The 20,275-nt window shown below is 57.9% G+C and carries 28 protein-coding genes; 19 read left to right on the top strand and 9 right to left on the bottom strand.

Going from position 1 to position 20,275, the window contains the following annotated elements:
* Window positions 1-34: 34 nt before the first annotated feature.
* The 9 genes from GHO42_RS26215 to GHO42_RS20275 all read right to left on the bottom strand — a co-directional run bounded on the left by GHO42_RS26215 (window position 35) and on the right by GHO42_RS20275 (window position 4,908).
* Entirely contained in the window at window positions 35-772 is a 738-nt protein-coding gene (locus tag GHO42_RS26215) for an Arm DNA-binding domain-containing protein (protein ID WP_256670676.1), read from the bottom strand.
* Window positions 769-984, bottom strand: a complete 216-nt coding sequence (gene xisR / locus GHO42_RS20240) for an excisionase family protein (RefSeq protein ID WP_153328636.1) — start codon at window positions 982-984, stop codon at window positions 769-771. The genes GHO42_RS26215 and xisR overlap by 4 nt, the downstream gene beginning before the upstream one ends.
* Before the next feature lie 221 nt (window positions 985-1,205).
* On the bottom strand, window positions 1,206-2,027 hold the full coding sequence (locus tag GHO42_RS20245; protein WP_153328634.1) for a YfdQ family protein: 822 nt from the start codon (window positions 2,025-2,027) through the stop codon (window positions 1,206-1,208).
* Between the two features lie 40 nt (window positions 2,028-2,067).
* Window positions 2,068-2,409 (bottom strand): hypothetical protein, encoded by a 342-nt coding sequence (locus GHO42_RS20250; protein ID WP_046808752.1) that lies wholly within the window; start codon window positions 2,407-2,409, stop codon window positions 2,068-2,070.
* A 54-nt stretch (window positions 2,410-2,463) separates the two neighbouring features.
* Window positions 2,464-2,706, bottom strand: coding sequence for a pyocin activator PrtN family protein (locus GHO42_RS20255; RefSeq protein ID WP_178127007.1), 243 nt, complete (start codon window positions 2,704-2,706; stop codon window positions 2,464-2,466).
* Window positions 2,703-3,077: a hypothetical protein gene (locus GHO42_RS20260; RefSeq protein ID WP_153328632.1), complete on the bottom strand. Its 375-nt coding sequence runs from the start codon at window positions 3,075-3,077 to the stop codon at window positions 2,703-2,705. The genes GHO42_RS20255 and GHO42_RS20260 overlap by 4 nt, the downstream gene beginning before the upstream one ends.
* Entirely contained in the window at window positions 3,074-3,316 is a 243-nt protein-coding gene (locus tag GHO42_RS20265) for a hypothetical protein (protein ID WP_153328647.1), read from the bottom strand. Before GHO42_RS20265 ends, GHO42_RS20260 begins: the two co-directional genes overlap by 4 nt.
* A gap of 50 nt (window positions 3,317-3,366) precedes the next feature.
* Window positions 3,367-3,930, bottom strand: a complete 564-nt coding sequence (locus GHO42_RS20270; RefSeq protein ID WP_046808748.1) for a deoxynucleotide monophosphate kinase — start codon at window positions 3,928-3,930, stop codon at window positions 3,367-3,369.
* A gap of 315 nt (window positions 3,931-4,245) precedes the next feature.
* On the bottom strand, window positions 4,246-4,908 hold the full coding sequence (locus GHO42_RS20275) for a S24 family peptidase (RefSeq protein ID WP_052750661.1): 663 nt from the start codon (window positions 4,906-4,908) through the stop codon (window positions 4,246-4,248).
* Window positions 4,909-5,422: 514 nt separating this feature from the next.
* Here GHO42_RS20275 and GHO42_RS20280 point away from each other — a divergent pair.
* The 19 genes from GHO42_RS20280 to GHO42_RS20370 all read left to right on the top strand — a co-directional run bounded on the left by GHO42_RS20280 (window position 5,423) and on the right by GHO42_RS20370 (window position 20,272).
* Window positions 5,423-5,911, top strand: a complete 489-nt coding sequence (locus tag GHO42_RS20280; protein ID WP_048359464.1) for a phage regulatory CII family protein — start codon at window positions 5,423-5,425, stop codon at window positions 5,909-5,911.
* On the top strand, window positions 5,904-6,110 hold the full coding sequence (locus GHO42_RS20285) for a TraR/DksA C4-type zinc finger protein (protein ID WP_153328630.1): 207 nt from the start codon (window positions 5,904-5,906) through the stop codon (window positions 6,108-6,110). Before GHO42_RS20280 ends, GHO42_RS20285 begins: the two co-directional genes overlap by 8 nt.
* A complete protein-coding gene (locus GHO42_RS20290) occupies window positions 6,107-8,821 on the top strand; it encodes a DUF5906 domain-containing protein (protein ID WP_153328628.1) in 2,715 nt (904 codons plus the stop codon). The genes GHO42_RS20285 and GHO42_RS20290 overlap by 4 nt, the downstream gene beginning before the upstream one ends.
* Window positions 8,818-8,973: a hypothetical protein gene (locus GHO42_RS20295; protein ID WP_153328627.1), complete on the top strand. Its 156-nt coding sequence runs from the start codon at window positions 8,818-8,820 to the stop codon at window positions 8,971-8,973. The genes GHO42_RS20290 and GHO42_RS20295 overlap by 4 nt, the downstream gene beginning before the upstream one ends.
* 175 nt (window positions 8,974-9,148) lie before the next feature.
* Window positions 9,149-9,631, top strand: a complete 483-nt coding sequence (locus tag GHO42_RS20300; RefSeq protein WP_095030966.1) for a hypothetical protein — start codon at window positions 9,149-9,151, stop codon at window positions 9,629-9,631.
* 268 nt (window positions 9,632-9,899) lie between these two features.
* A complete protein-coding gene (locus tag GHO42_RS20305) occupies window positions 9,900-10,244 on the top strand; it encodes a phage holin family protein (protein ID WP_073514853.1) in 345 nt (114 codons plus the stop codon).
* A gap of 36 nt (window positions 10,245-10,280) precedes the next feature.
* Window positions 10,281-10,781, top strand: a complete 501-nt coding sequence (locus GHO42_RS20310; RefSeq protein WP_095030965.1) for a hypothetical protein — start codon at window positions 10,281-10,283, stop codon at window positions 10,779-10,781.
* A gap of 221 nt (window positions 10,782-11,002) precedes the next feature.
* Window positions 11,003-11,611 (top strand): terminase small subunit, encoded by a 609-nt coding sequence (locus tag GHO42_RS20315; protein ID WP_178127006.1) that lies wholly within the window; start codon window positions 11,003-11,005, stop codon window positions 11,609-11,611.
* 3 nt (window positions 11,612-11,614) lie between these two features.
* Window positions 11,615-13,624: a phage terminase large subunit family protein gene (locus GHO42_RS20320; RefSeq protein WP_153328625.1), complete on the top strand. Its 2,010-nt coding sequence runs from the start codon at window positions 11,615-11,617 to the stop codon at window positions 13,622-13,624.
* Between the two features lie 3 nt (window positions 13,625-13,627).
* Entirely contained in the window at window positions 13,628-13,834 is a 207-nt protein-coding gene (locus GHO42_RS20325) for a phage head-tail joining protein (protein ID WP_094992971.1), read from the top strand.
* The gene (locus GHO42_RS20330) at window positions 13,834-15,318 is read left to right on the top strand and encodes a phage portal protein (RefSeq protein WP_153328623.1); all 1,485 of its coding nucleotides are present in this window, start codon (window positions 13,834-13,836) and stop codon (window positions 15,316-15,318) included. The genes GHO42_RS20325 and GHO42_RS20330 overlap by 1 nt, the downstream gene beginning before the upstream one ends.
* Window positions 15,315-16,442 (top strand): head maturation protease, ClpP-related, encoded by a 1,128-nt coding sequence (locus GHO42_RS20335; RefSeq protein WP_153328621.1) that lies wholly within the window; start codon window positions 15,315-15,317, stop codon window positions 16,440-16,442. Before GHO42_RS20330 ends, GHO42_RS20335 begins: the two co-directional genes overlap by 4 nt.
* Window positions 16,439-16,783, top strand: a complete 345-nt coding sequence (locus GHO42_RS20340) for a head decoration protein (RefSeq protein ID WP_153328620.1) — start codon at window positions 16,439-16,441, stop codon at window positions 16,781-16,783. The genes GHO42_RS20335 and GHO42_RS20340 overlap by 4 nt, the downstream gene beginning before the upstream one ends.
* 64 nt (window positions 16,784-16,847) lie before the next feature.
* Entirely contained in the window at window positions 16,848-17,843 is a 996-nt protein-coding gene (locus tag GHO42_RS20345) for a major capsid protein (protein ID WP_153328619.1), read from the top strand.
* Between the two features lie 2 nt (window positions 17,844-17,845).
* Complete coding sequence (locus GHO42_RS20350) at window positions 17,846-18,166, top strand: hypothetical protein (RefSeq protein WP_178127005.1); 321 nt, start codon at window positions 17,846-17,848, stop codon at window positions 18,164-18,166.
* On the top strand, window positions 18,163-18,828 hold the full coding sequence (locus tag GHO42_RS20355; protein ID WP_153328617.1) for a hypothetical protein: 666 nt from the start codon (window positions 18,163-18,165) through the stop codon (window positions 18,826-18,828). Before GHO42_RS20350 ends, GHO42_RS20355 begins: the two co-directional genes overlap by 4 nt.
* Window positions 18,821-19,312: a hypothetical protein gene (locus GHO42_RS20360; protein ID WP_178127004.1), complete on the top strand. Its 492-nt coding sequence runs from the start codon at window positions 18,821-18,823 to the stop codon at window positions 19,310-19,312. The genes GHO42_RS20355 and GHO42_RS20360 overlap by 8 nt, the downstream gene beginning before the upstream one ends.
* A complete protein-coding gene (locus GHO42_RS20365; RefSeq protein WP_153328616.1) occupies window positions 19,309-19,890 on the top strand; it encodes a phage baseplate assembly protein V in 582 nt (193 codons plus the stop codon). Before GHO42_RS20360 ends, GHO42_RS20365 begins: the two co-directional genes overlap by 4 nt.
* 55 nt (window positions 19,891-19,945) lie before the next feature.
* The gene (locus tag GHO42_RS20370) at window positions 19,946-20,272 is read left to right on the top strand and encodes a hypothetical protein (RefSeq protein WP_256670682.1); all 327 of its coding nucleotides are present in this window, start codon (window positions 19,946-19,948) and stop codon (window positions 20,270-20,272) included.
* The last annotated feature ends 3 nt before the right edge of the window (window positions 20,273-20,275 follow it).

Here is a 20,275-nt window from a genome sequence, read left to right on the forward strand (position 1 = left end):
CATCTTGGCCTCCTGGCTTTAATGGCGGTGTATTTTACAGAAAATCGTATTTCTTGGGTTTACGTACAGAGCCTAGGGCGATCACTTCAGACAGTGACAGTCCGGCCCAACAATTGAACATGATCATCCGGGCTTCTGGCATGCGAGCAGGATCAGCTTTGCCTATTTGCTCTATCTCTTCTCGGCTGAATGGGTCAGCGTGCTCGAGGTCGGCATCAGTACCAACATTACTGATTCGATCCAGTGGGTTGGTTTTCAAAATGCCGTCCCCAAAAGCGTTGGCCCAGACGCCTCGTATGACCGTGAAAATATCGTTTACGGTCTTCGGTGCGAGTCCTTGTTTCAGTAGTTGAGCCTGGAATAATTCAATGTCACTTTTGCTGATGTCGACAATCTTCGATTTGCCGAACTTTTTCTCGACGTGCAGTGCCTTGCATGCGTAGTTAGTGGCCGTACTTGAAGCGCGTAGGGCACGCTGGACTTCCATCCAGCGCTGAATACCTTCTGAGACGGTTCGCTTCGTAGAGTGGCCTTCGGCGCCTGAGAACATGGCTGCACGAGGAGAGTCAGGAAAGTGAGCCGCGTAGTCAAAGCGACCCTCTTTAATTTCAGCCAAAATCGTTCTGCGTTTGTTGTCCGCGTACGCAATGGCGGACTTGTTAACTTTCACGATACCGGCCAGTGGTTCTCTGCATCGCTGGCCATGCAGCATGAACGATATACGAAGTTGCTTACCGTTAAGCTCGACGCCGGTTGGCATTTTGTCTGTCATGGTTGGCCCGCCATCCACTTCTCAATCTCTGAGCGGTTGTAAACGATCACATTGGCCGGGTCCCAGCGCCAATGTCTGCCTTCGAGCCATTTGCCGCTGGAGCGGTATTTACGAGCGGCCTCGGTGCTGATGCCAAAGGTTGGGGGCAGCAACTCTTGGCGGAACCAAGCGCCTGGTGTGATAAAAAAATCCATCTTATGTAATGCGCTCATGCTGCCTCCCTAATCTGCTTAAACTGTTTTTTTAGAGAAATTTTCCGGAAAATTAACACTCCAACCGCTCTGCAGATGAAGTAAGACAAGCTCAAAAAACATAATCCCAATCCAGCTAAAGCAATTGTTAGGTGCTGTGTGTGCATGTGCTGTGTACCTCGTGGAAAACCGCCGCTGGGATCATTGGTGAGAGGCCGGCGGCAGGGTATGGCAGGTGGTTTTTACAAAGTGGCTTCGTACAACGGAACTTCGTTAATGGCGGTTTGGATTTTGTCACGCACCGCGTTGTAGGCTTCCTCAAGCACTTTGTCTGGGCGCACCAACTCGAACCACATCATCAGGCCGCCGTCCTGGATGCGATAACGGAAACGTGCCGGAACGCAGAATGCATCGCCTCCTAGAAAAGGTTTCACACCGATGAAGAACTGCTCAGGAATGCGCAACTGACCAGCTTCGCCTGCGCGGCCGTCGATCTCTTCGTTGTAGGTCAGTTGCACCTGGCCATTGTCGAGGCGGGTACCTTGGCGGAAGCTGATATTTTTCTTGGCTTCGAGGGTGCGGCTGATTTCCAGCATGTCAGCTGCGCCTGGTGCGTTTTTTTCGTTTGCAGGCTGAGTGATGTCCCACACGTTTTCTTCGATGAACTCGGCAAAGGTCGCTTGGTCCATACGCTTGCGGTCGTTTTCCTTCCAGCGACCCCACTCAACAGTGGTCGGGCAACGATAAGTCGCAACGTGTTCGCGCCATGCCGGGCTCTCTGGCTGGTGGTAATCGATAACCGCGGAGAAGGTTCGGCCTTCTGGACCGTTACAGAAGACTGCAGTGGCAGAAGTTGCGAAGCGATTCACGTACTCAATGAACGATTCTGCATCCAGAACGGTGAGCTTTTGCTTGGTGCGGGTAGGGGCAGGTAGTAGGTGCTCCAGGTTTTCGAGCGATACGCCGTGCGGTACCAGCGCAATCGGCGCAGCCAGCCCAGGGTGGTCGACAGGCTTGCCAAGGGCTTGGGCCAGAGTGAACAACTGTTGTAGTGCTTGTTGCATTGGATGTGCTCCAGTGGGTAGTACACGTGGTGAGAGGTTTTTACTGGCTGACTTGTCGCAGTACTTCGGGCTTGTCATCGTTCACCGTCCGAAGCGGAAGATCCTGTTGGCGTGGATCACGACGGGTGAGGTTGCCTTCGGGGGTCAGGAAGAACAAAGATGTGCCACGTGAAAGGGCCGGTTCTTTGGCTTTTACGTCCGCTTTGATAGTCATCTGGCCGTTGCCGTCAGGCTTGTAGGCGAGCTTGATCGTCAGTTCGCCCCCTTTGCCTGTTAAACGAATGGCGTCGATCAAGCTGTGCTGGGTTTCGCTGAGTTCATCCAGCAGGCCACCGGCTTCGATGTCGCGCAGGGTGTCAATGAATGGACGTGACTTGCTCATGTGCTGTGCCTCATTGCGTTGGTTTTTGTAGGCCCCTGTAGTTCAAGGGGTTACTTAGGCGGCCTGGCTGGGTGCCTGTGCATCTAGATAGGCCGCTAACATGTGCAAATACACCACTGGCTTTGCCCGGCTTGAGCGGTGTAGTCGCGTTACTTTCAGTGCGATGCGTCCGGATTTGATTTCGCTGAGCAGGTAGCGATCAGTCCTGATGTGTGCGAAGTAGCGTTCGCGCACCGCCGTCAGACTGGGACAGGGTGTTGCGAACTCCTTACGCAGTTGATCGAGTGTGTTGCTCACGCTGCATCCTCCCCGCACCCCTCGTGTTGGGGCAGCAACTTGAGGCGGATTAACTCGGCCAGGCCTTCTTTGGTTTTCCCCATCGCAGCAGCACAAATGTGCCCCTTGCTGTCAGCGATCACAGCTCCGTATGGGTATTCAGGGCAGCGGGTAGGGGTGACGTAAGCGGTCTGCCCGTCGCTGATTACTGCATTGACGCAACGAAACACCTCGATCAGCTCAGCAGATGCCGCGGGAAGGGCTTCAAGCAGAGCAACAGCTTCTGCTGAAGCTCCAATCATCGTGGCGCGACTGACGATGGCCGGGTTGTTGACGAATATCGGGACCAGTTTCAAGGCGCCGATCGCTTGCGTGATGGCGTTCTGTTTCATGCGGTGGCGTCCTTTTTAGCAGGGGTCACGGTGATGCCCAGTTGCTTGCTTAACCAACTCGCGCCGGGCTCTTTCACCATCACAACCGCGTAATAGCTGAAGGTGTTGATGTTCGCGTTCCAGCGACTGCGCGTGTCTACATACAGATAACCCTGGTCTCGGTGCTTGCTGGCCAGTTCACCGTTCTGAGTCAAAATGCCAAGCTCACGTAAGCGACTGCGGAAGGCGCGTGGTTTCAAGCCAAGTAGGGCGGCAGTAGCATCCAGGGTTCGATTCATGTGACTGCTCCTTAAGCCGCTGCGCGAGCGCAAAGAGCATTGAAGATCTCGTCCAGTTGGCCGGTCATCTGCTCAATCGTTTCGTCGTTGTGCACCACGAAATCGTTGTCGTGTATGGCTATCCCGGTTTCGCTGATATGTGGGTTCACATCGGGTGCGCTTTCGCGTAGCAAATGAATGACCAGGCCGCCTTTCTCCCGAACGAAAGCCGCTTCGTTTTCGAAACGAAGATCGCTAATCACAAAGCCGGAGGCTGCTGTGTTGGTTTGCTCGAGGAATCCAAGATTTTGCTCGGCCAGAAGCAGCCACAGTTCTGGGTGCACCTGATTACGGCCCCACTCGGTGCCCATCGACTGCATCAGTTCACGTGCGGAGCGGCCTAGCCAGGCGATTGGCTGTTCTTTGTGCTCGTCGTCAAAGTCACGTGGGCTAAGGTTGAGGATGGTTGTTAGGCCTTCACGCAGCGGGTCTGCGAACGCGTAAGTCTGGAGGTTGTGCGTGCAGACTAGGTGTTTGGCAGCGGTTGTTTTGCCCGTGCGGGCGAGGCCTGCTAATCCAATCAGTAACTTTTTCATGCCGCAGCACCTCCGAATGAGGAGGTGGTTTCAGCAATCTGCGGAGTGAGTTCGATACGCCCTGGGCTGGTTATGATCGCCAAGCGGCCGGTGCGGCGTTGAATAGCATCCACTGAGGAGGGACAGTTGCAGGCTGCCGGGTGGATGTATACCCGGCAGCGGGTGAGGTTGTGCTGTGTCGTTTGCATAGTTAGTACTCTTGGTGAGAGGTCTACGATGTAAACGATACAAATACGTATTGGTCTAGTCAATACATTGCCGTATTAATTTTTCTATGGGCGATAAAAAGCCCACGTAGTGGGCTAGTGTTTGTCGCTAGAAAACTTCGAGCTTGGAGAAAACGACCCCGCAAATCATGGCGTCAGCTCCCAATTCAATAATGGGGTCAGGCCATGCGGGGTTAAGAGGCTTTAGAAATTGCCTGCGACCTTCTATGACAAGCTGTTTGAATGTCGCTTCTTGGCTGTCGACAAGCTTCGCAATAACAAGTGAGCCATTCTCAGGAGTCTTGGCAGGATCAACAAAAATGATGTCCCCATCTCGGAATGAGCGCCGCTCATACTGGTTAAACATTGAGAGTCCGCGGACTCGTAAGGCGTAGGTTTGTTTGCTATGTGAGGCAGCGCATGGAAGCCAAATCTCGGCATCATCCAGGGTTTTTATATCAGATACTTCGCACCACGCACCTGCTTGGACCCATGAGATCAAAGGCACATAACCTCTAATAGCGGGTCCTTCCTCGACATTGATGTCGAGTCCTGAAGTAACCACGTCAACATCGTCACCGCCTTTCCATAGCCAGTTGCTGCTGACCTTTAAGGCCTTCGCGATTTTTTCGACATTTTCCTGCCTGGGGCTTTTCACTTCATTGGTGACTATTCGATGAATAGTTGGCTGGGGAACGCCTGAGCGTCGCCCTAGCTCACCTTCGGACAGGTTGAGCTCTGTCATGCGCTGAGCGATACGGTCGCCAATCACTTTCAGATCCCTTTGATTCAAAAACGTATCGGAGATTGTATTGATCTAATCAATACGTTTGTGTATTGTCTCGTTCAATGCGAAAGGACATTGGTGACCGATATGACCATTCAGGAGATGCTGGCGAAGTTACTGCTATCCGGGATGTCTCAGAGAGACATTGCCCAAAAAGTGGGCACTACGCAGCCCACTATCAATCGAGCCGCTAAGGGCTCTGACATTCGTTACGTGACAGGGAAGGCAATTGAGTGCTTGTACCTACAAATGACAGATGCGGCTGATATTGAGTCAGCCGCTTAAAGCATCGGCCCAGAACCTCTCACCAAAGAAACGCCGGGTCGACAGAGCAATGCAGTTGTAGATCTACATCGCTAAAAGGGTGCTGGACCGGAGCCTCTCACCAAAGATCCTCCGGTCCAGCTACGACGATACACAGCACATGTACATCGGTCGTGGTCGTAGGATAGGGCGTGCCCTGTTTTATGGCTACACCGTAAAAGGGGTTTTTACGGTTATGAGTCGCATCGATCTATTACCGGACGCTGGTCCGGTGCTTTCATTGCGTCACGCGCTCTATCGCGCAGGACGTTCCTACAAGGGTGGTGTCACCGCACTTGCATTCGCAATGGTGATCGACAACGACTCCCTGCAGAAGAAACTCAAACTCGACGAAGAGCGCCGCTGGCTGACACCGGATGAGCTGGAAGAGGTGATTCGCCTCACGGCTGATCCGCGTTTGCTCGACGCCTTAGTACGCCCAGCCGGGGCCGTTTGGTACAAGCCAACGCCAGTGCCTGCCACAAAAGAAGCGTTGAAGGCGGTAGGCAAGTTGCTTCATGAATCTGGCGAGTTTGTGTCTTGCATGCACGACGGTGTGGCTGACGCAGTTTGGGAGTCGCACGAAGTCGCCATTCTTGAGAAGCGTGGCATGGACGTTATCCGCGAGGTACTGGGCATCATGGCCGGCGCACGCCAGGCAATGGAGGATCGCGATAATGGCTGACATCGTTGATCTGGCTAATGACTATGCGGATGAGTTTTTACAGCGCGCTTTGGAGCAACGTCAGCGTGCTTCAGCATCCGCGGTCAGTGCATCAATCTGTGTTGATTGCGATGAACCGATACCAGTGCTCCGCCAGGAGAAGGTCAAAGGCTGCAATACCTGTGTCAGCTGCCAAGAGTTGCGGGAGCGCCGCAGATGACCGATCGTTTTCACGCTGTGCCTATGGCGACATGGGCACGACGCTACATCGACACCTTCAAGCTGGCACTTGTTGCCATCGAGCCGGGGGAGAAAGCTCCCAAAGGGTTGGGCTGGAATAAGCCCGGTGGTTACATCACTGATGCACAGGCTGCCGAAGCCTTCTGGTCTGCGAATCCAACGCACAACCTTGGTGTGGTCTTAGGGCCGAGCCGTGTGTGCTCGTTAGACGTTGATGATGTCCAGTGGACACGCCACGTCTTGTACGAGTTGCTCGGCCTGGACTTGGACGCAATGGCGCTGGTGTACCCGACAGTAGTCGGTAACCCAGCGCGTTTTCGTATCCTGTTCCAGTTGCCGGATGGAATAGACCTCACGCGTCATTCGCTTGCATGGCCCAACGAAAACGACCCTGATGGGTCGATTTTTAAAGGTTTGATCGAGAAAGCCAAAGCGGCAAAAGAATCAGGCGATTTGGACGGTGAAGCGGCTGCACGTGCCGAGGCAGAGCCCTACAAGCGGTTCACGGTTTTCGAGTTGCGTGCAGGCTTGGTGCAAGACGTATTGCCACCTTCAATTCATCCCGGTACCGGTAAACCGTATACCTGGCGCACACCACCCTCCGCGGATGGCCTGCCGGTGTTGACCACCGACCTGCTGGCCATTTGGCAAAACTGGGACATTTTCAAACGTGATGCCGAGGCTGCTTGCCCTTGGGCGCCGAAGGCTGAAAAGGTCAAACCAAAGTCGAGCAAGTCGCCTACCCAGGTAACTGGCAATCGGCCTTCGGTGATTGATGAATTCAACCGCAGTCATGATGTTGAAGAATTACTGCGCACCCACGGGTACATCAAGCGCGGCAATAAATGGCTTTATCCGCAAAGCAGCACGGGCTTACCGGGTATCACCATCACCGATGGCAAGCTGTATTCGCACCACGGCGCAGATCCATTGGCCAATGGTCACCAGAACGATGCGTTTGAGGTGTTCTGCTTGCTCGAGCACGACGGTGATCAGTCCAAAGCGGTTAAAGATGCTGCACGCATGTTGGGTATGCAGCAGTCGCCCCGGCCATCCCCGGCGGATCTTCCCCCGACCCCATCTGAGGATGCCAGCGGGCCGGGCGAATCCGTTTCCGCCGTTGAGGCTCCTGCACCTGAGGGGGGCGGGGGGAGTGATTGGACGCCGGACCGAATCTTTCAACGCTTCGCTTTGATTGAAGGCAAGACTGCCGTTTTCGACATGTTCAGGCGCGTCATTATCAAAAAACCTGCGTTTGAATTGTTGGTCACCAAAGCGCTGGCCAAAGACTGGTTTGAGTCGACACAGAAAAAGGTCATCGCCGATGACATGGCGGAGCGCCAAGCCAGCAAAGCCAAAGCAGAGGCCAAGTTCAAGCAGGTATCAGGGGAGGGCATGAGCCCGACCGAACGCTATGTCTATATAGACGGTACCAAAGACTCCTGGGACATTAAATGCCGCCGTCGAGTCCCCGAGGGTGCTATGCGTATGGCGTTGGGCGATGCCTATGGCATGTGGTTGAACAGTCCTGATCGGCGCACCGTGGACATGCAGCACATTGTGTTCGATCCACGTATGACCAAAGACCCGGAGGTGTACATCAATACCTTTGAGGGGCTGCCTTTGATCCCGATCGATGCACCGAACAAGTGCCGCACCTTGCGCTCGCTGTTTAGTTTTTTGTGCAACCACGACGAAGCGGCAACTGATTGGTTGATCAAGTGGTTGGCATACCCGCTGCAAAACATCGGCGCCAAGATGGACACAGCCGTGTTGCTGCACTCGACCATGGAAGGCAGCGGCAAGAGTTTGTTGCTCAGCGACATCATGGGCGCGATCTATGGCGAATACGCGGCCACAGTCGGGCAGTCACAACTGGAGTCGAGCTGGACGGTATGGCAGTCAAACAAGCTGTATGGCGTGTTCGAGGAAGTGGTTAGCCGTGACCAGCGTTACAACCAGGTGGGCAAGATCAAACATATGGTCACGGGCAAGACGGTGCGTATGGAGTCCAAGTTTGTGAATGGCTGGGAGGAAGCCAACCATATGAATGCGGTGTTCCTCTCCAACGAAATCATGCCCTGGCCCATTGGCGAAAATGACCGCCGGATGTTGGTGGTGTGGCCCAAGGAAACACTGGGGCCTGAAGAGCAGGAGAGGGTGAAGTATGAGTTGGCTAATGATGGCATCCCGGCGCTTTATGAATACCTGCTCAGTTATGACCTGGGTGACTTTGATCAGCGTACCCGGCCACCCAACACCGAAGCCCGCCAACGCTTGGTAGATTTGAGTATGGCCAGTTGGCAAACCTTTCTACGTGAATGGCGTAATGGCCTGCTGGGAGCACCATTTAGCGTGTGCGTCAGCAGTGATCTGTACGCGTTGTTTTTGGAATGGTGCCACCGCAACAAGGAACACACCTTAAGTCATACCAAGTTCAGCGGATTCATCTCCACCGAAGTGGACAAGATTCAGGGCAAGCCCTGGATGGATGGCTCGCGGCGATCCTTTGGTACGTTCTTCTTCCCTTGGGCTGGCATCGATCCAGCACCTTCCCCACCCCCATCTGTAACTGCGGCCGGGCTCGGTGCGGCGGTCGTTGCATGGCGCGAAGCAGCCAAGGCCGGGGGCTGGAGTGTGGGCAGTTGGGAGCACGTAAAGTTCGGGCAACGACAGGACAGTGCAGCATGACGACCCAATGTGTGTGGGGTGTGTTGACGGTGTGGCGGGTGATTACCCTCAACCTGACACAGCTACAGGCCACGTTTTTAAAGGCTTTCGGGGTCAGTGTGTCAAGTGTGTTGGGTTTCTCGCACATGCGGGCGTATGTGCATGCTCAATAATCTAAAGACTGATGCTTATTAATTATTTCTCGTACATGAGGAGAACCCCAACACACCTGACACACTCAACACATAGAGCATTAAGAGTATGTTTTTAAAGGTTTTTAAGTGTGTTAGGTGTGTGTCGGGTTGGCTGTTTTCTGTGTCGGGTTGGGTTTACAGGGGGTAGATGAGGATGATTCAGGAAATCGAAGAGCTTATGCAGCATTGGGGCGAGCAGCACTGCCAGGTTGGGGAGGCTGGTGGCTTGGGTAGTCCGATGGCCACGATCATGCAATACGGCGGTTGCGCTCCACGGGGTACGGCCGGTTCACGTGATCTGTTGGTGGGAGCGGGCGCTGGCATGGATCACATTGCCAGCGAAGTGGCGGCGGCCGTTGCCGAGTTGGATCGCCAGTCAACCAAAGGCAAGCAATTGGCACAGTTGGCCCGACTGCGTTACCTGCATCAACCATCGATGTCGCGACGTGAACAGATGCGGCTCCTCGACATCACCGAAGGGGCAGACCAAACGTATCGCAACTGGGTTAAACGTCTGCATCAACAAGTGATGCTGATCCTTACAGTTCGAAGCGGTACCACTCGGGGTTACACCCGGCGCAGCGGTCACCAGGAAACCAATCTGACGCGTGCAACGGTGCTGAGCAAAGCCGGTTAAGCTCTGACCGTTTGTCGGGGTGACTTACCTCAAACCTGCGTCAAAGTTGCGTCAAAGTGAGTTGAGCATAATGACCGAAAATCCCTGCTTTTCGGTTTTACCGAACAGGGGTAAAAAGTTCCCACGATATGAATTCTGCGCCTAAGCGCTCCCCGAGCACGTGCTGTGCACCTCGCCCTGGCATACACCAGCGCACTGAAAACCCTGTCCACCCCGGCGGGGTTTTCTTTTTTCAGCACCACGCGCCGCTCTTTGATTGAGGTCATACATGACAACAGAGCAACAAGCGTTAGCTGATATGCCGATCTGGCTAGTGATCGCACTGTCCTTGATCGGCGGCGTATCGGGCGAGATGTGGCGAGCGGACAAAGATGGTGCTCGGGGTTGGTCCTTGGTCCGGCGGTTGGCCTTGCGGTCAGGTGCCTGCATCGGGTGCGGGCTGTCCACGATGATGCTGCTGCATGCCAATGGTGTGTCGATCTGGGCGTCATCGGCGGTGGGATGCCTCACGGCGATGGCCGGGGCGGACGTCGCCATTGGTCTTTACGAACGCTGGGCCGCCCGACGTCTCGGTGTTTGCGATGTGCCTTCTCAATCGGATCGCTCTGAATAATTCCTTCACATCCACTTGTTGAACAGGACTCCAGACATGAATGAATCCAGGCAGCAGCAGATGCTTGCAGGGCAATCCTCGATTGCTCAAAAAGTCTTTGGCCATGTCCCCATTCAAGCGCGCTGGAGCGCTCGCGATATCCACGGCGCAGTGTTGGCTGCCAACGCCAGTGGTGCATCGGCCTATGCCGTTCGCCGGGCACTCGGTGAGCTCAAAGATGCTGGGCTTATCAGAGAGCCCATAGGCGGTAAATTTCAGCGCGATGTAGCCACCCGCAAATCCAAGAAGGAGACAGTCATGCCTCAGGCTGCCAAGCAGACCATTGTATCGATCCAGAAACCTGAGGGTGCACTAGATGTTCTGGCGGCCCTGTCGGGTGAGGTGGTGAGTCTGTCTGATGAGTTCAGCAAGCGCATGAAGGTATTGGCTAGCCGCATCGAAGAGGTTGCCCTGTCAGTTGAGTCAGAGCGTGAGAGCAATGCTGAAGCGATCACCAAGGCCAAGCGCTTGCAAGAGGCGCTGCGGGAGTTTGCGTAAACATCAGCAGCCAAGCTCTCAGGACCTAGAAATTCCTCCCCGTTCTGGCCAATCAGAATAATTCTCGTCTCTCAAATCCTGCCGGGGACCCTGGGCATTTTCCACGGGTACGGGGCAGGAAACCCGCGGGAAATCGTTAGCCGCAGGGCTGGCAGCTTATTGAAATTCAATCCATTGAAATTGAAAGGCTTGCATTGAAAAGCCGTTGAAAAGGAGGGCGTGTGACAGACCCCATTTTTCTGTCGAAGAGCGCCTTTGCGGCTCATATCGGCAAGGCACCGAGTTACATCACCTGGCTGAAAGACAACAACCGGCTGGTGCTGTCGGATGATGGCAAGCGGGTGAATGTCGACGCCACCGTCTCATTGATTCGTGATACTGCCGACCCAAGCAAGGCCGCCGTCGCGGCCCGGCATCAAGCGGATCGGGTGCAGCGCGACGTGACCAGCCAGTTGTCTCCGTTGGTCGAATCCACGCCGAACATGGCTGCGCCGCAGCCCGCCATCGGCCCGGCTGGCAAGCAGCCCGACTTCCAGAAAGCCCGCGCCCACCGTGAGTACTACCTGGCGCAGTTGGCCGAGGCGGAATTCCACAAGGTTCAGGGCTCACAGGTCGAGCTGGAAGCGGTCAAGACAGGGGCCTTCAACGCGGGGCGTCTGCTGCGCGATCAGTTGCTGGGCATGCCCCCGCAACTGGCACCGGAATTGGCTGCCATGACCGATCCCTGGGAAATCGAGCGCCGCCTGACCGCTGCTATCCGCGCCTCTCTGGAAGACGCTGAGCGCATGTCTTCGGCTGACCTGGTTCACGCCCTCAACAACAAGAGCTAATCCATGCACACGGAAAAACCGGACGGTGCAGAGGTGTACCGCGAGGCGTATTTCCGTGGCCTACGGCCTGACCCGTCGTTGTGGGTCGACCAGTGGGCGGACGAATACATGCGTATCCCGCGTGACACCGGTGCCGCCGAGCCCGGCCAGTACCGCACTTCGCGTACACCCTATGCACGCGAACCCATGCGCTGCCTGTCACCGGCTCACCCCTGCAAACGCGTGGTCACGATGGTGGCCTCGCAGTTGATGAAAACCCAGATCGCGTTGAACTGGATCGGCGGCCTGATTCACATGGTGCCGTCCAATATCCTCACCTTGCTGCCGAGTCTTAGCCTGGCCAAGCGGGTGTCGTCACGGATCGGCAAGACCATCAAGGCCACGCCGGTGCTGCGTGAGCGTGTCGCGGCCAACCGTTCGCGGGACGCACGCAACACGATGGACACCAAAGAGTTCGAAGGCGGCTCGTTGTACGTCACCACCGCAGGCTCTGCGGCCAACCTGGCCGAGCTGTCGGCGCGCTATATCTACGGCGACGAGATTGACCGCTGGGATGTGGACGTGGGCGAAGAGGGCGACCCGATCGAGCTGGCCGAAACCCGGGGTAGCACCTTCGGGCGCAACGCCAAGTTTTACTTTTCCAGCTCACCGACGATCAAGGGGGCTTCGCGTATCGCTGATCTGTTCGAGACCAGCGACCAGCGTTACTACTACGTGCCATGCCCGCACTGCGGGCATATGCAAGTGCTGGAGTGGGAGAGCCTGCATTACTCGGCCGATTACAGCGTGGTGCATTACCAGTGCGCCGGGCCGGTGTGTGATGTGCTGATCGAGGAGCACCACAAGGGCCAGATGTTAGCCCTGGGCGAGTGGCGTTCCCATGCTCAGGGCGACGGCGAAACCATCGGCTTTCACCTCAACGCCCTGTATTCACCGCTGGGCTGGATGGACTGGCGTTCGCTGGCCAAGCAATTTGAAAAGGCCAAGAAGGCGCAGAACCGGGGCGACCTGGAGCCCATGCAGGTGTTTTACAACACCCGCCTGGCCAAGGTGTGGGACAGCGCCCAGGAGCAGACCAAAGCGGACGTGCTGAAAGAGCGCGCCCGCCGCGAAACCTATGGTCTGGGCTCGATGACCCTGCGCGTGCTGATGCTCACCGCGTCGGTCGACGTACAAGCCAATCGCCTGGAACTGATGGTGATGGGCTGGGGCGTCGGCATGGAGCGCTGGGTCATCGACTACCAGGTGATCTGGGGCGACCCGGCGGACGAACGTACCTGGGCTGTGCTCGATGAAAAACTCAAGGTGCGTTACCCGCATCCTTGCGGTGTCGGGCTCGGCATCCTGGCCACCGCCGTTGACTCCGGCGGTCACCACACGGACGAGGTTTACCAGTTCTGCCGCATCCGCCGGTGGCGCAATATCTTTGCCATCAAGGGCGCAAGCAAGCCGGGTAAACCGGTTATTGCGCAGCGTCCGTCAATGGTCGACGTGACGTGGAAAGGCCAGACCGAACGCAACGGTGCCGAGCTGTGGTTTGTCGGTACCGACACGGCCAAGGACTGGATCTACAACCGTTACCCGTTTGAAGACGGGCCGGGTGCGCTGCACTTTGCCAACGATCTGCCGGATGAGTTCTTTGACCAGTGCGTGGCAGAGCGCAAGGTGGCCCGCTACGTGCGCGGTCACAAGCGTATCGAATGGGTGAAGGGCAAGGCCGAGCGCAACGAAGCACTCGACCTGATGGTGTACTGCCTGGCGATGGCGCATTACCTGGGCCTGAACCGCTACAAGGAACACGATTGGGAGCGCATTCAGCAAGCCCTGGCACAGGCCGGGTTGTTCGATGAAAAGCCTGTTCAGGCTGAACGCGTTGCACTTGCCGCCACTGCACCTGCCTTGCAACCTGTTGAAACGTCTCCACCTGAAGTTACCCCGGCCGCCCAACCGCAGCCGGTTGTACGCCCCCCTCAACGTCGCAGCTCCAGCAGCGGCTATCTGAAGAGACGCTGACCTATGTCCTTTACACAAAAGCACCTCGACGCGGTTGAGTCGGCCATCGCACGCGGTGAGAAAACCGTGCGCTATGCCGACCGCACCGTGGAGTACCGCACGGTTGACGAACTGCTCAAGGCTCGTGACCAGATCCGCACGTCGCTGGTCGCGTCTGCCGGGCCGCGCTCAAAAGTGGTGAGGCTTTACCACGGAGGCAAGGGACTCTAATGGCACGCCACTACCCGACGCTGACCCGCAACGGTTTCTTGCTGCCGGAGCGGATCAAAGCCAGTTATGAGGGGGCCGGTGAGGGCAGGCGTTCGGCCAGTTGGGACGCGCCCGATATCGGCATCAACAGCATCAATACTCCGGCTTTGCGCAACCTGCGGTCCCGTTCGCGGGCAGCGGTGCGCAATGACCCGTATGCGTTCAATGTCATCGACAAGCGCGTCAGTAACCTGATCGGCACCGGCATTACCCCACGGCCCAAGATCGAGGACGATGCCCTGCGCAACGTGCAGCAGGTGCTGTGGGAGGACTGGGTCGATGAGTCGGACGCCGATGGCCTCACCGACTTCTACGGCCAGCAAGCGTTGATTGCCCGTACCGTGGAGACGGCCGGTGAATGCTTTGTGCGCTTGCGGCCACGGGGCCAGGACGAAGATCTGGCTGTACCGTTGCAGCTTCAGGTATTGGCCCCCGAGTTTGTGCCCCATGACAGATTTGAGACGGCCAAAAACGGCAACAGCATCCGCGCCGGGATCGAGTTCAACCCGGCTCACCAGCGCGTGGCCTATCACATGTACCGCGTTCACCCCCGCGATGCCTCGTCGCTGAACGCGGGCTACAACCAATTGGTACGGGTACCCGCCGAGCAGGTGCTGCATATCTTTGAGCCGGTCGAGCCCGGCCAATTGCGTGGCGTGCCCCGTTTGGCACCGGTGCTCAAGCGCTTGCGCAGTCTGGACAACTACGACGACGCGGTGCTGTTTCGTCAGGAGGTGGCCAACCTGTTTGCCGGGTTTATCTCCCGGCCGCCGCCAGAGGGCCGGCAGCTTGCGCTCGATCCGGTGACTGGCCAGCCCTTCACCGAAGACCGCGACGGCTTCACGCCGATGGTGGCGCTGGAACCCGGCACCATGCAAGAACTGGGGCCTGGCGAAGAGGTGGAGTTTTCCAAACCACCAGACGCAGGCAACAACTACCCGGATTTTATGCGACAGCAATTGATGGCCGCTGCCGCCGGTACGGGCACGCCTTACGAGATCCTCACCGGCGACATGCGCGAGGTGAACGACCGGGCGCTGCGGGTCGTACTCAACGAGTTCCGCCGTCGCCTGGAACAACTGCAATTTGGCGTTTACGTCCACCAACTGTGCCGCCCGGTGCGTGCCGCCTGGATGGACATGGCGGTGTTGGCCGGTCGCCTCAAGCTGGACAACTACGCGCAACGTCGGCGCGAATACCTGCGCACCCGCTGGGTACCGCAGGGCTGGGCCTATATCCAGCCGGTGCAGGACATTCAGGCGCGAATGATGGAGGTCAACGCGGGCTTTAGCTCCCGCAGCGAAATGGTCCTGCGTTCGGGCTATGACGCTGAGACCGTCGACGCCGAAAACGCTGCCGATCAGGCCCGCGCCCGTGACCTGGGCCTCAACTACAAAACGCTCGTCGATCTGCCAACAGAGCCGGTCGACAAGGAGACACCATGATCAAGCAGCCCCCGCTACGCATCTTCAACAAGGCCGGTGACCCACCTGCGCCGCAGAACAAACACTGGTACAGCCTCAAGGCCAGCGGCGAAGCCGAGGCCCGCAGCATCGAGGTCTACGTTTACGGCGAGATCGGCACCTGGGGCATCACCGCCAACCAGTTTGTGCGCGACCTTGCCGCGCTCGATGACGGCGTGTCGCCGATTGTGGTGGCGTTCAACAGCATCGGCGGTGACCTGTTTGACGGCCTGGCCATTCACAACGCGCTGTCGCGGCTGGGCGAGCGTTGCACCGGCCGGGTGGACGCCCTGGCAGCCAGCGCGGCCAGTGTCGCGGTGTGCGGCGCGCACAAGGTCGTGATCGCATCCAATGCCATGCTGATGATCCACAACCCGTGGACTTACGCAGCAGGTGACGCTGATGATCTGCGCAAAGTGGCCACCGCGTTGGACCAAGCGCTGGAAGCCATCATCGCGGCCTACAAAGCCAAGGCACCGGACATTGACGAGGTCGAGCTGCGGCGCTTGGTCAATGCTGAAACGTGGCTCACCGCCAATGAAGCGGTGGCCCTGGGGCTGGCTGACGAAGTGGGTGACGGCGTCACGGTCAAAGCGTGTTTGGGGCAGGGCGGCGCGTTGCAGCGCTACCAACACGCGCCGCAGGCACTATTGGCCCAGTTGGAGGAAACGCCCGAGCCTGACCCGGAACCGACTCCGCCTGAGCCAGAAAAACCACCCCTTGTGGACTCGGCCAAGTTGGCCGTGCTGATCACCCAAAGCTGCGCTGCCGCCGGGATCAGCAACTTGATCGAGTCGTTGATCAGCACCACCCAATTGGCCGATGAGGCTACGGTCAACGCGGCGCTGACCAATGCCAAGGCCGTGCGCGACCTGTGTGTGGCGGCGCGCTTGCCGGAGTTCACCCAGCCGTATGTCGCCGCCGGGTTGAGCGCTGAAGCGGTGCGCGGCCGGCTGTTTGACAAGCTGGTCAAAGGCGGCGGTTTTGAAATCGACAACAGCCTGCCCATCAACGATGACCCGGCACCGAAAACCCAGGCCAAACAGCCTGACACCAATGCGATCTACGCGGCCCGTCGCGCCGCCCAGACAAGGGTAAAAGCATGACCATCCGACAAGAACCGATTCATGCGGGCGAATTTCTGCTGTCCGAAGGGGCCGGCAATATCTCCCGTGAAGCCATCAACGTGGCTGCTGGCCCTGCGCTCAACCCCGGCCAGGTCCTGGGGCTGGTACGCGCCACGGGCGAATTCGCCCCCTATGTGCCCACCGCCGAAGACGGCAGCCAGACCGCCGTGGCCATTCTCTACGGGCCGCTGGGCGAGTCCGACATTGTGCGCCGTGGTCGCGCAGTGGTGCGTCTGGCCGAAGTCAGCGAAGCGCATTTGACCGGGCTTGATCCCGAGGGCGAGAAGTCGCTGGCCGAGCATTTTGTGATCGTGCGCTAAGCCGACCGCCCCTTTATCGCACCCCGCCATCGAGCGGGGTTTTTACTGTCTGGAGAGTCCCCCAATGGCCGATATCGCCATCTTTGACGACGAAGCGTTTTCTGTTTCGTCGCTGACCGCTGCCATCAACGAACAGCAATATCTACCCGGCCGCCTGAGCAGCCTTGGCCTGTTTCAGGAAGAAGGCATCACCACCCTGACCGTACAGATCGAAAAGGACGGCGACACATTGGCCTTGGTGCCGGCCGGTGAGCGTGGTACGTCGGGTCTGGTCGTGGGTGCCAGCAAGCGCACCTTGATTCCGTTCAACACCGTGCATTTGCCGGAGCGTTTCACCATCAAGGCCGATGAGATCCAGGGCATTCGCGCTTTCGGTACCCGTACTGAGTTGCAGGCCGTGCAGGACGTGGTCAATGCGCGACTGCTCAAGGCCCGTCGCCAGTTGGACGTCACCCACGAATTCCAGCGCATGGGGGCGTTGAATGGGCAGATTCTCGATGCCGATGGCAAAACGATCCTTCTCGATCTTTACCAGCGCTTCGGTGTGCAGAAACAAACCCTGAAAATGGGCTTCAAGACTGCGGGCGTAAAGTTGCGAGTCCAATGCATGGAAGCTCTGGACAAGCAGGAAGAAGCTTTGGGCAGCACCACTACCAGCGGCTCCCGTGCCTTTTGTGGCAAGAACTTTTGGGCGGCGTTGGTCACCCATAACGATGTTGAGGAAACCTACAAGAACACTCTCCAAGCGGCAGCCCTTCGCGGTGATGCCCGAGAGGCGTTTGAGTTTGGTGGCATCATCTGGGAACGCTACCGAGGTCGTATTGCCGGCCAGCCATTTGTCCACGACGACAAAGCACTGCTGGTTCCCGAAGGTGTGCCCGACCTGTATATCTCGGCCTTTGCCCCGGCCGATTACATGGAAACGGTCAACACCCAGGGCGTCCCGTACTACAGCAAAATCGAGCCGATGCCGTTCAACAAGGGCATGGCCGGTGAGGCGCAGTCCAACCCGCTGCATATCTGCACCCGCCCAAGGGCCCAGATCCTGCTGGAGCTTTAACCGTGGGCATTCGTGATCTGGTGGCCGATATCGACAGCGTGATTTTCGATGTGCTGGGCGATAGCGCGCGTATCGAGGGTCGCGCCGAGCCGGTGCTGGGGATGTTCTCGGCACCGTGGAAACAGCCGCAAATAGGTCGCCTCAATACGGGCCTTCGTGAGCCGCACTTTGTCGTGCGGGTCGCGGACTCGGATGGCCTGAAAAAAGGCCTGCGAGTCACCATCGACCTGCCCGAGCTGGACGGCGGTGGCGACTACGACCTGTTGCAGTTGGAGCCCGGCGGCGACGGCCTGGTATCCCTGATCTTGAGGAAACGTGCATGAGCATCGGCAGCTTCAGCGAAGTGCGTGCCAACAGCGGCCTGCTAAATATCCAGGTCTCGGCCGAGGATATGAAAGCGTTTACGGACTTTGCCACCCAGGTACCCAAAGCCGCTGCCAACGCGCAACGGCGGGCAATCAACAAAACCCTTAGATGGCTGAGCACCCATATTGCCCGGGCCGTGGGCAAGCAGGAACGGATCGCGGTCAAAGCGGTGCGGCAGCGCCTGCGCAGCTACCCGATCACCGGCGGCGCGATGCGCGGCAAACTCTGGTTCGGGATCAACCCGCTGGAAGCCAGCCGGGCAGGGCGGCCACGGCAGACCAAGGCGGGTGTGTCAGTGGCCGGTCGCCGTTATCGCGGTGCCTTCTACAAAAAGGTGTACGGCAATCAGGCTGATATCTGGATTCGTACCGCCAGTAAACACTTTGATCGGGCCGATTACCCCGACAGCGAAGTCACATCGCAGACCGGGGCCAGCTCCGGTTTTGTGGGGGAAAACAGCGACCGCTTCCCGCTGGCCAAGGCCAAGATTTCACTGGATTCAGTACGGCCGCATTTTGAAGCCTGGAGCCGCAAGGCCGATGCGCAGTTGTTGCATGTCCTCAGGCAAGAAATGAGCTTTGAACTGCAGAAATACCTGAAGGGGACGCGCCGTGTCTGAACAGCCGTTTAGCCTCGACCTGTTGTACCAAACGATCGAACAGCACCTGCAACAATCGTTGGCAGGCGTTCAACTGGTCAGCTTCTGGCCTGACATCGAGCAGCATATCCCGCTACCGGCGGTGTTTCTCGATATCGCCGAGATCGAGCCGGGTACCGATATAGGCACCGGCGAAAGCACGCTGAACGTCACCTTTGAAGCGCGGGTGATTGTTGACGTGATCCGCGATCAGCACTACCAGCAGGCCATTCATCTGGCCACCCAACTGGCTGTGCTGTTACGGGCGCAGACGTGGGGCCTGGCAGTAGAACCGGCCGAATTCAAACGCTCAATCCAGGACTGGACCCGCCCGGAGCTGGATGGCTACACCGTGTGGCTGGTGGAATGGACGCAGACGATTTACCTGGGTGAAGTGCAATGGCCGTGGCCCGACGAACAGCCGGGCTCGCTGGTGATCAGTGTGAACGGTGAGGTGGACCCATGAGCCACGCCCTTGCCGAACACGACCGCATGATCGCCGGGGTGGTCAAGGGCTGCTATGTGGTCGCCCTGGACCTTTCGGCCAGGCCGCCGGTGTGTCGGGTATCTGACGGTGAATGGGTCAGCGCCTGGGTGCGCTGGCACAGTCAGGCGGCGGGCAAGGCGCGACACTGGCGGGTGCCCAGCATGGGCGAGCAGGGTGCATTGCTTAGCCCGAGCGGTGACGTGTCACAAGGCACCTTTGTGCCGGGCTTGTTTGGCGATGCCGGGCCCGCCCCGGACACCCGCGATCATGTCGAACGCTGGCTGTTCGACGATGGCGGGTCGCTGACTTACGACTGGCAGGCCCACCGTTACAGCATGGTGCTGCCGACGGGCGCGGTGGATATCAAAGTCGGCAGTTCTTCGGCCGCCGTTACGGATAACGCTGTCGTTGTCACGTCCGGGGCGATCGCGCTCGAGGGCGACGTGACGATCTACGGCGAAGTGCTGATCAACGGCGGACTACGCGTCACGGGCGATATCAACGGCGGCGGTGCAATCATCGATACCAGCGGCAACACGCCCAACCACAAGCACTAAACACAACCCTCAACCCGCCCGCCGCGTGCGGGCTTTTTTCTACCTGGAGAAATGTATGGCGAGCAAACCAACCTCGGCCGACAGCGCGCCGGGTGCAGTCGCGGTGGACGCCGTGGCCGTACCGATCACCGTGCATGCCGTGGCGGTACCGATGACTGCCGACGCTTTAGCGCTGCCGATCAAGACGGCGGACGACTACACCGCCGAAGAGCTGGCAGCGGTGGTCGTTTATCGCGACAAGGCCTTTACCTCTCGCAGCCTGGTGATGCCGGGCGGCCGCTTGTTGCAGGTCAGCAAAGGTCACGTCGCGGTCAAGGTGATCGACGCCCAGGCGCGGGCGTATCTGGATGGCCACCCTGATTTAGAGCGGTTGTCGGAGTAAGCA

Source organism: Pseudomonas sp. FSL R10-0056, from assembly GCF_009600105.1.
GTDB classification, from domain to species: domain Bacteria; phylum Pseudomonadota; class Gammaproteobacteria; order Pseudomonadales; family Pseudomonadaceae; genus Aquipseudomonas; species Aquipseudomonas bubulae.

Excerpts from the sequence above, each read along its gene's own strand:
- GHO42_RS20340 (WP_153328620.1), top strand. The coding sequence starts at position 16,439 with ATGACCATCCGACAAGAACCGATTCATGCGGGCGAATTTCTGCTGTCC.
- GHO42_RS20305 (WP_073514853.1), top strand. The coding sequence starts at position 9,900 with ATGACAACAGAGCAACAAGCGTTAGCTGATATGCCGATCTGGCTAGTG.
- GHO42_RS20295 (WP_153328627.1), top strand. The coding sequence starts at position 8,818 with ATGACGACCCAATGTGTGTGGGGTGTGTTGACGGTGTGGCGGGTGATT.
- GHO42_RS20370 (WP_256670682.1), top strand. The coding sequence starts at position 19,946 with ATGGCGAGCAAACCAACCTCGGCCGACAGCGCGCCGGGTGCAGTCGCG.
- GHO42_RS20320 (WP_153328625.1), top strand. The coding sequence starts at position 11,615 with ATGCACACGGAAAAACCGGACGGTGCAGAGGTGTACCGCGAGGCGTAT.
- GHO42_RS20325 (WP_094992971.1), top strand. The coding sequence starts at position 13,628 with ATGTCCTTTACACAAAAGCACCTCGACGCGGTTGAGTCGGCCATCGCA.
- GHO42_RS20345 (WP_153328619.1), top strand. The coding sequence starts at position 16,848 with ATGGCCGATATCGCCATCTTTGACGACGAAGCGTTTTCTGTTTCGTCG.
- GHO42_RS20310 (WP_095030965.1), top strand. The coding sequence starts at position 10,281 with ATGAATGAATCCAGGCAGCAGCAGATGCTTGCAGGGCAATCCTCGATT.
- GHO42_RS20300 (WP_095030966.1), top strand. The coding sequence starts at position 9,149 with ATGATTCAGGAAATCGAAGAGCTTATGCAGCATTGGGGCGAGCAGCAC.
- GHO42_RS20355 (WP_153328617.1), top strand. The coding sequence starts at position 18,163 with ATGAGCATCGGCAGCTTCAGCGAAGTGCGTGCCAACAGCGGCCTGCTA.
- GHO42_RS20280 (WP_048359464.1), top strand. The coding sequence starts at position 5,423 with ATGAGTCGCATCGATCTATTACCGGACGCTGGTCCGGTGCTTTCATTG.
- GHO42_RS20250 (WP_046808752.1), bottom strand. The coding sequence starts at position 2,409 with ATGAGCAAGTCACGTCCATTCATTGACACCCTGCGCGACATCGAAGCC.
- xisR (WP_153328636.1), bottom strand. The coding sequence starts at position 984 with ATGAGCGCATTACATAAGATGGATTTTTTTATCACACCAGGCGCTTGG.
- GHO42_RS20330 (WP_153328623.1), top strand. The coding sequence starts at position 13,834 with ATGGCACGCCACTACCCGACGCTGACCCGCAACGGTTTCTTGCTGCCG.
- GHO42_RS20270 (WP_046808748.1), bottom strand. The coding sequence starts at position 3,930 with ATGAAAAAGTTACTGATTGGATTAGCAGGCCTCGCCCGCACGGGCAAA.
- GHO42_RS26215 (WP_256670676.1), bottom strand. The coding sequence starts at position 772 with ATGACAGACAAAATGCCAACCGGCGTCGAGCTTAACGGTAAGCAACTT.
- GHO42_RS20285 (WP_153328630.1), top strand. The coding sequence starts at position 5,904 with ATGGCTGACATCGTTGATCTGGCTAATGACTATGCGGATGAGTTTTTA.
- GHO42_RS20365 (WP_153328616.1), top strand. The coding sequence starts at position 19,309 with ATGAGCCACGCCCTTGCCGAACACGACCGCATGATCGCCGGGGTGGTC.
- GHO42_RS20245 (WP_153328634.1), bottom strand. The coding sequence starts at position 2,027 with ATGCAACAAGCACTACAACAGTTGTTCACTCTGGCCCAAGCCCTTGGC.
- GHO42_RS20260 (WP_153328632.1), bottom strand. The coding sequence starts at position 3,077 with ATGAAACAGAACGCCATCACGCAAGCGATCGGCGCCTTGAAACTGGTC.
- GHO42_RS20290 (WP_153328628.1), top strand. The coding sequence starts at position 6,107 with ATGACCGATCGTTTTCACGCTGTGCCTATGGCGACATGGGCACGACGC.
- GHO42_RS20335 (WP_153328621.1), top strand. The coding sequence starts at position 15,315 with ATGATCAAGCAGCCCCCGCTACGCATCTTCAACAAGGCCGGTGACCCA.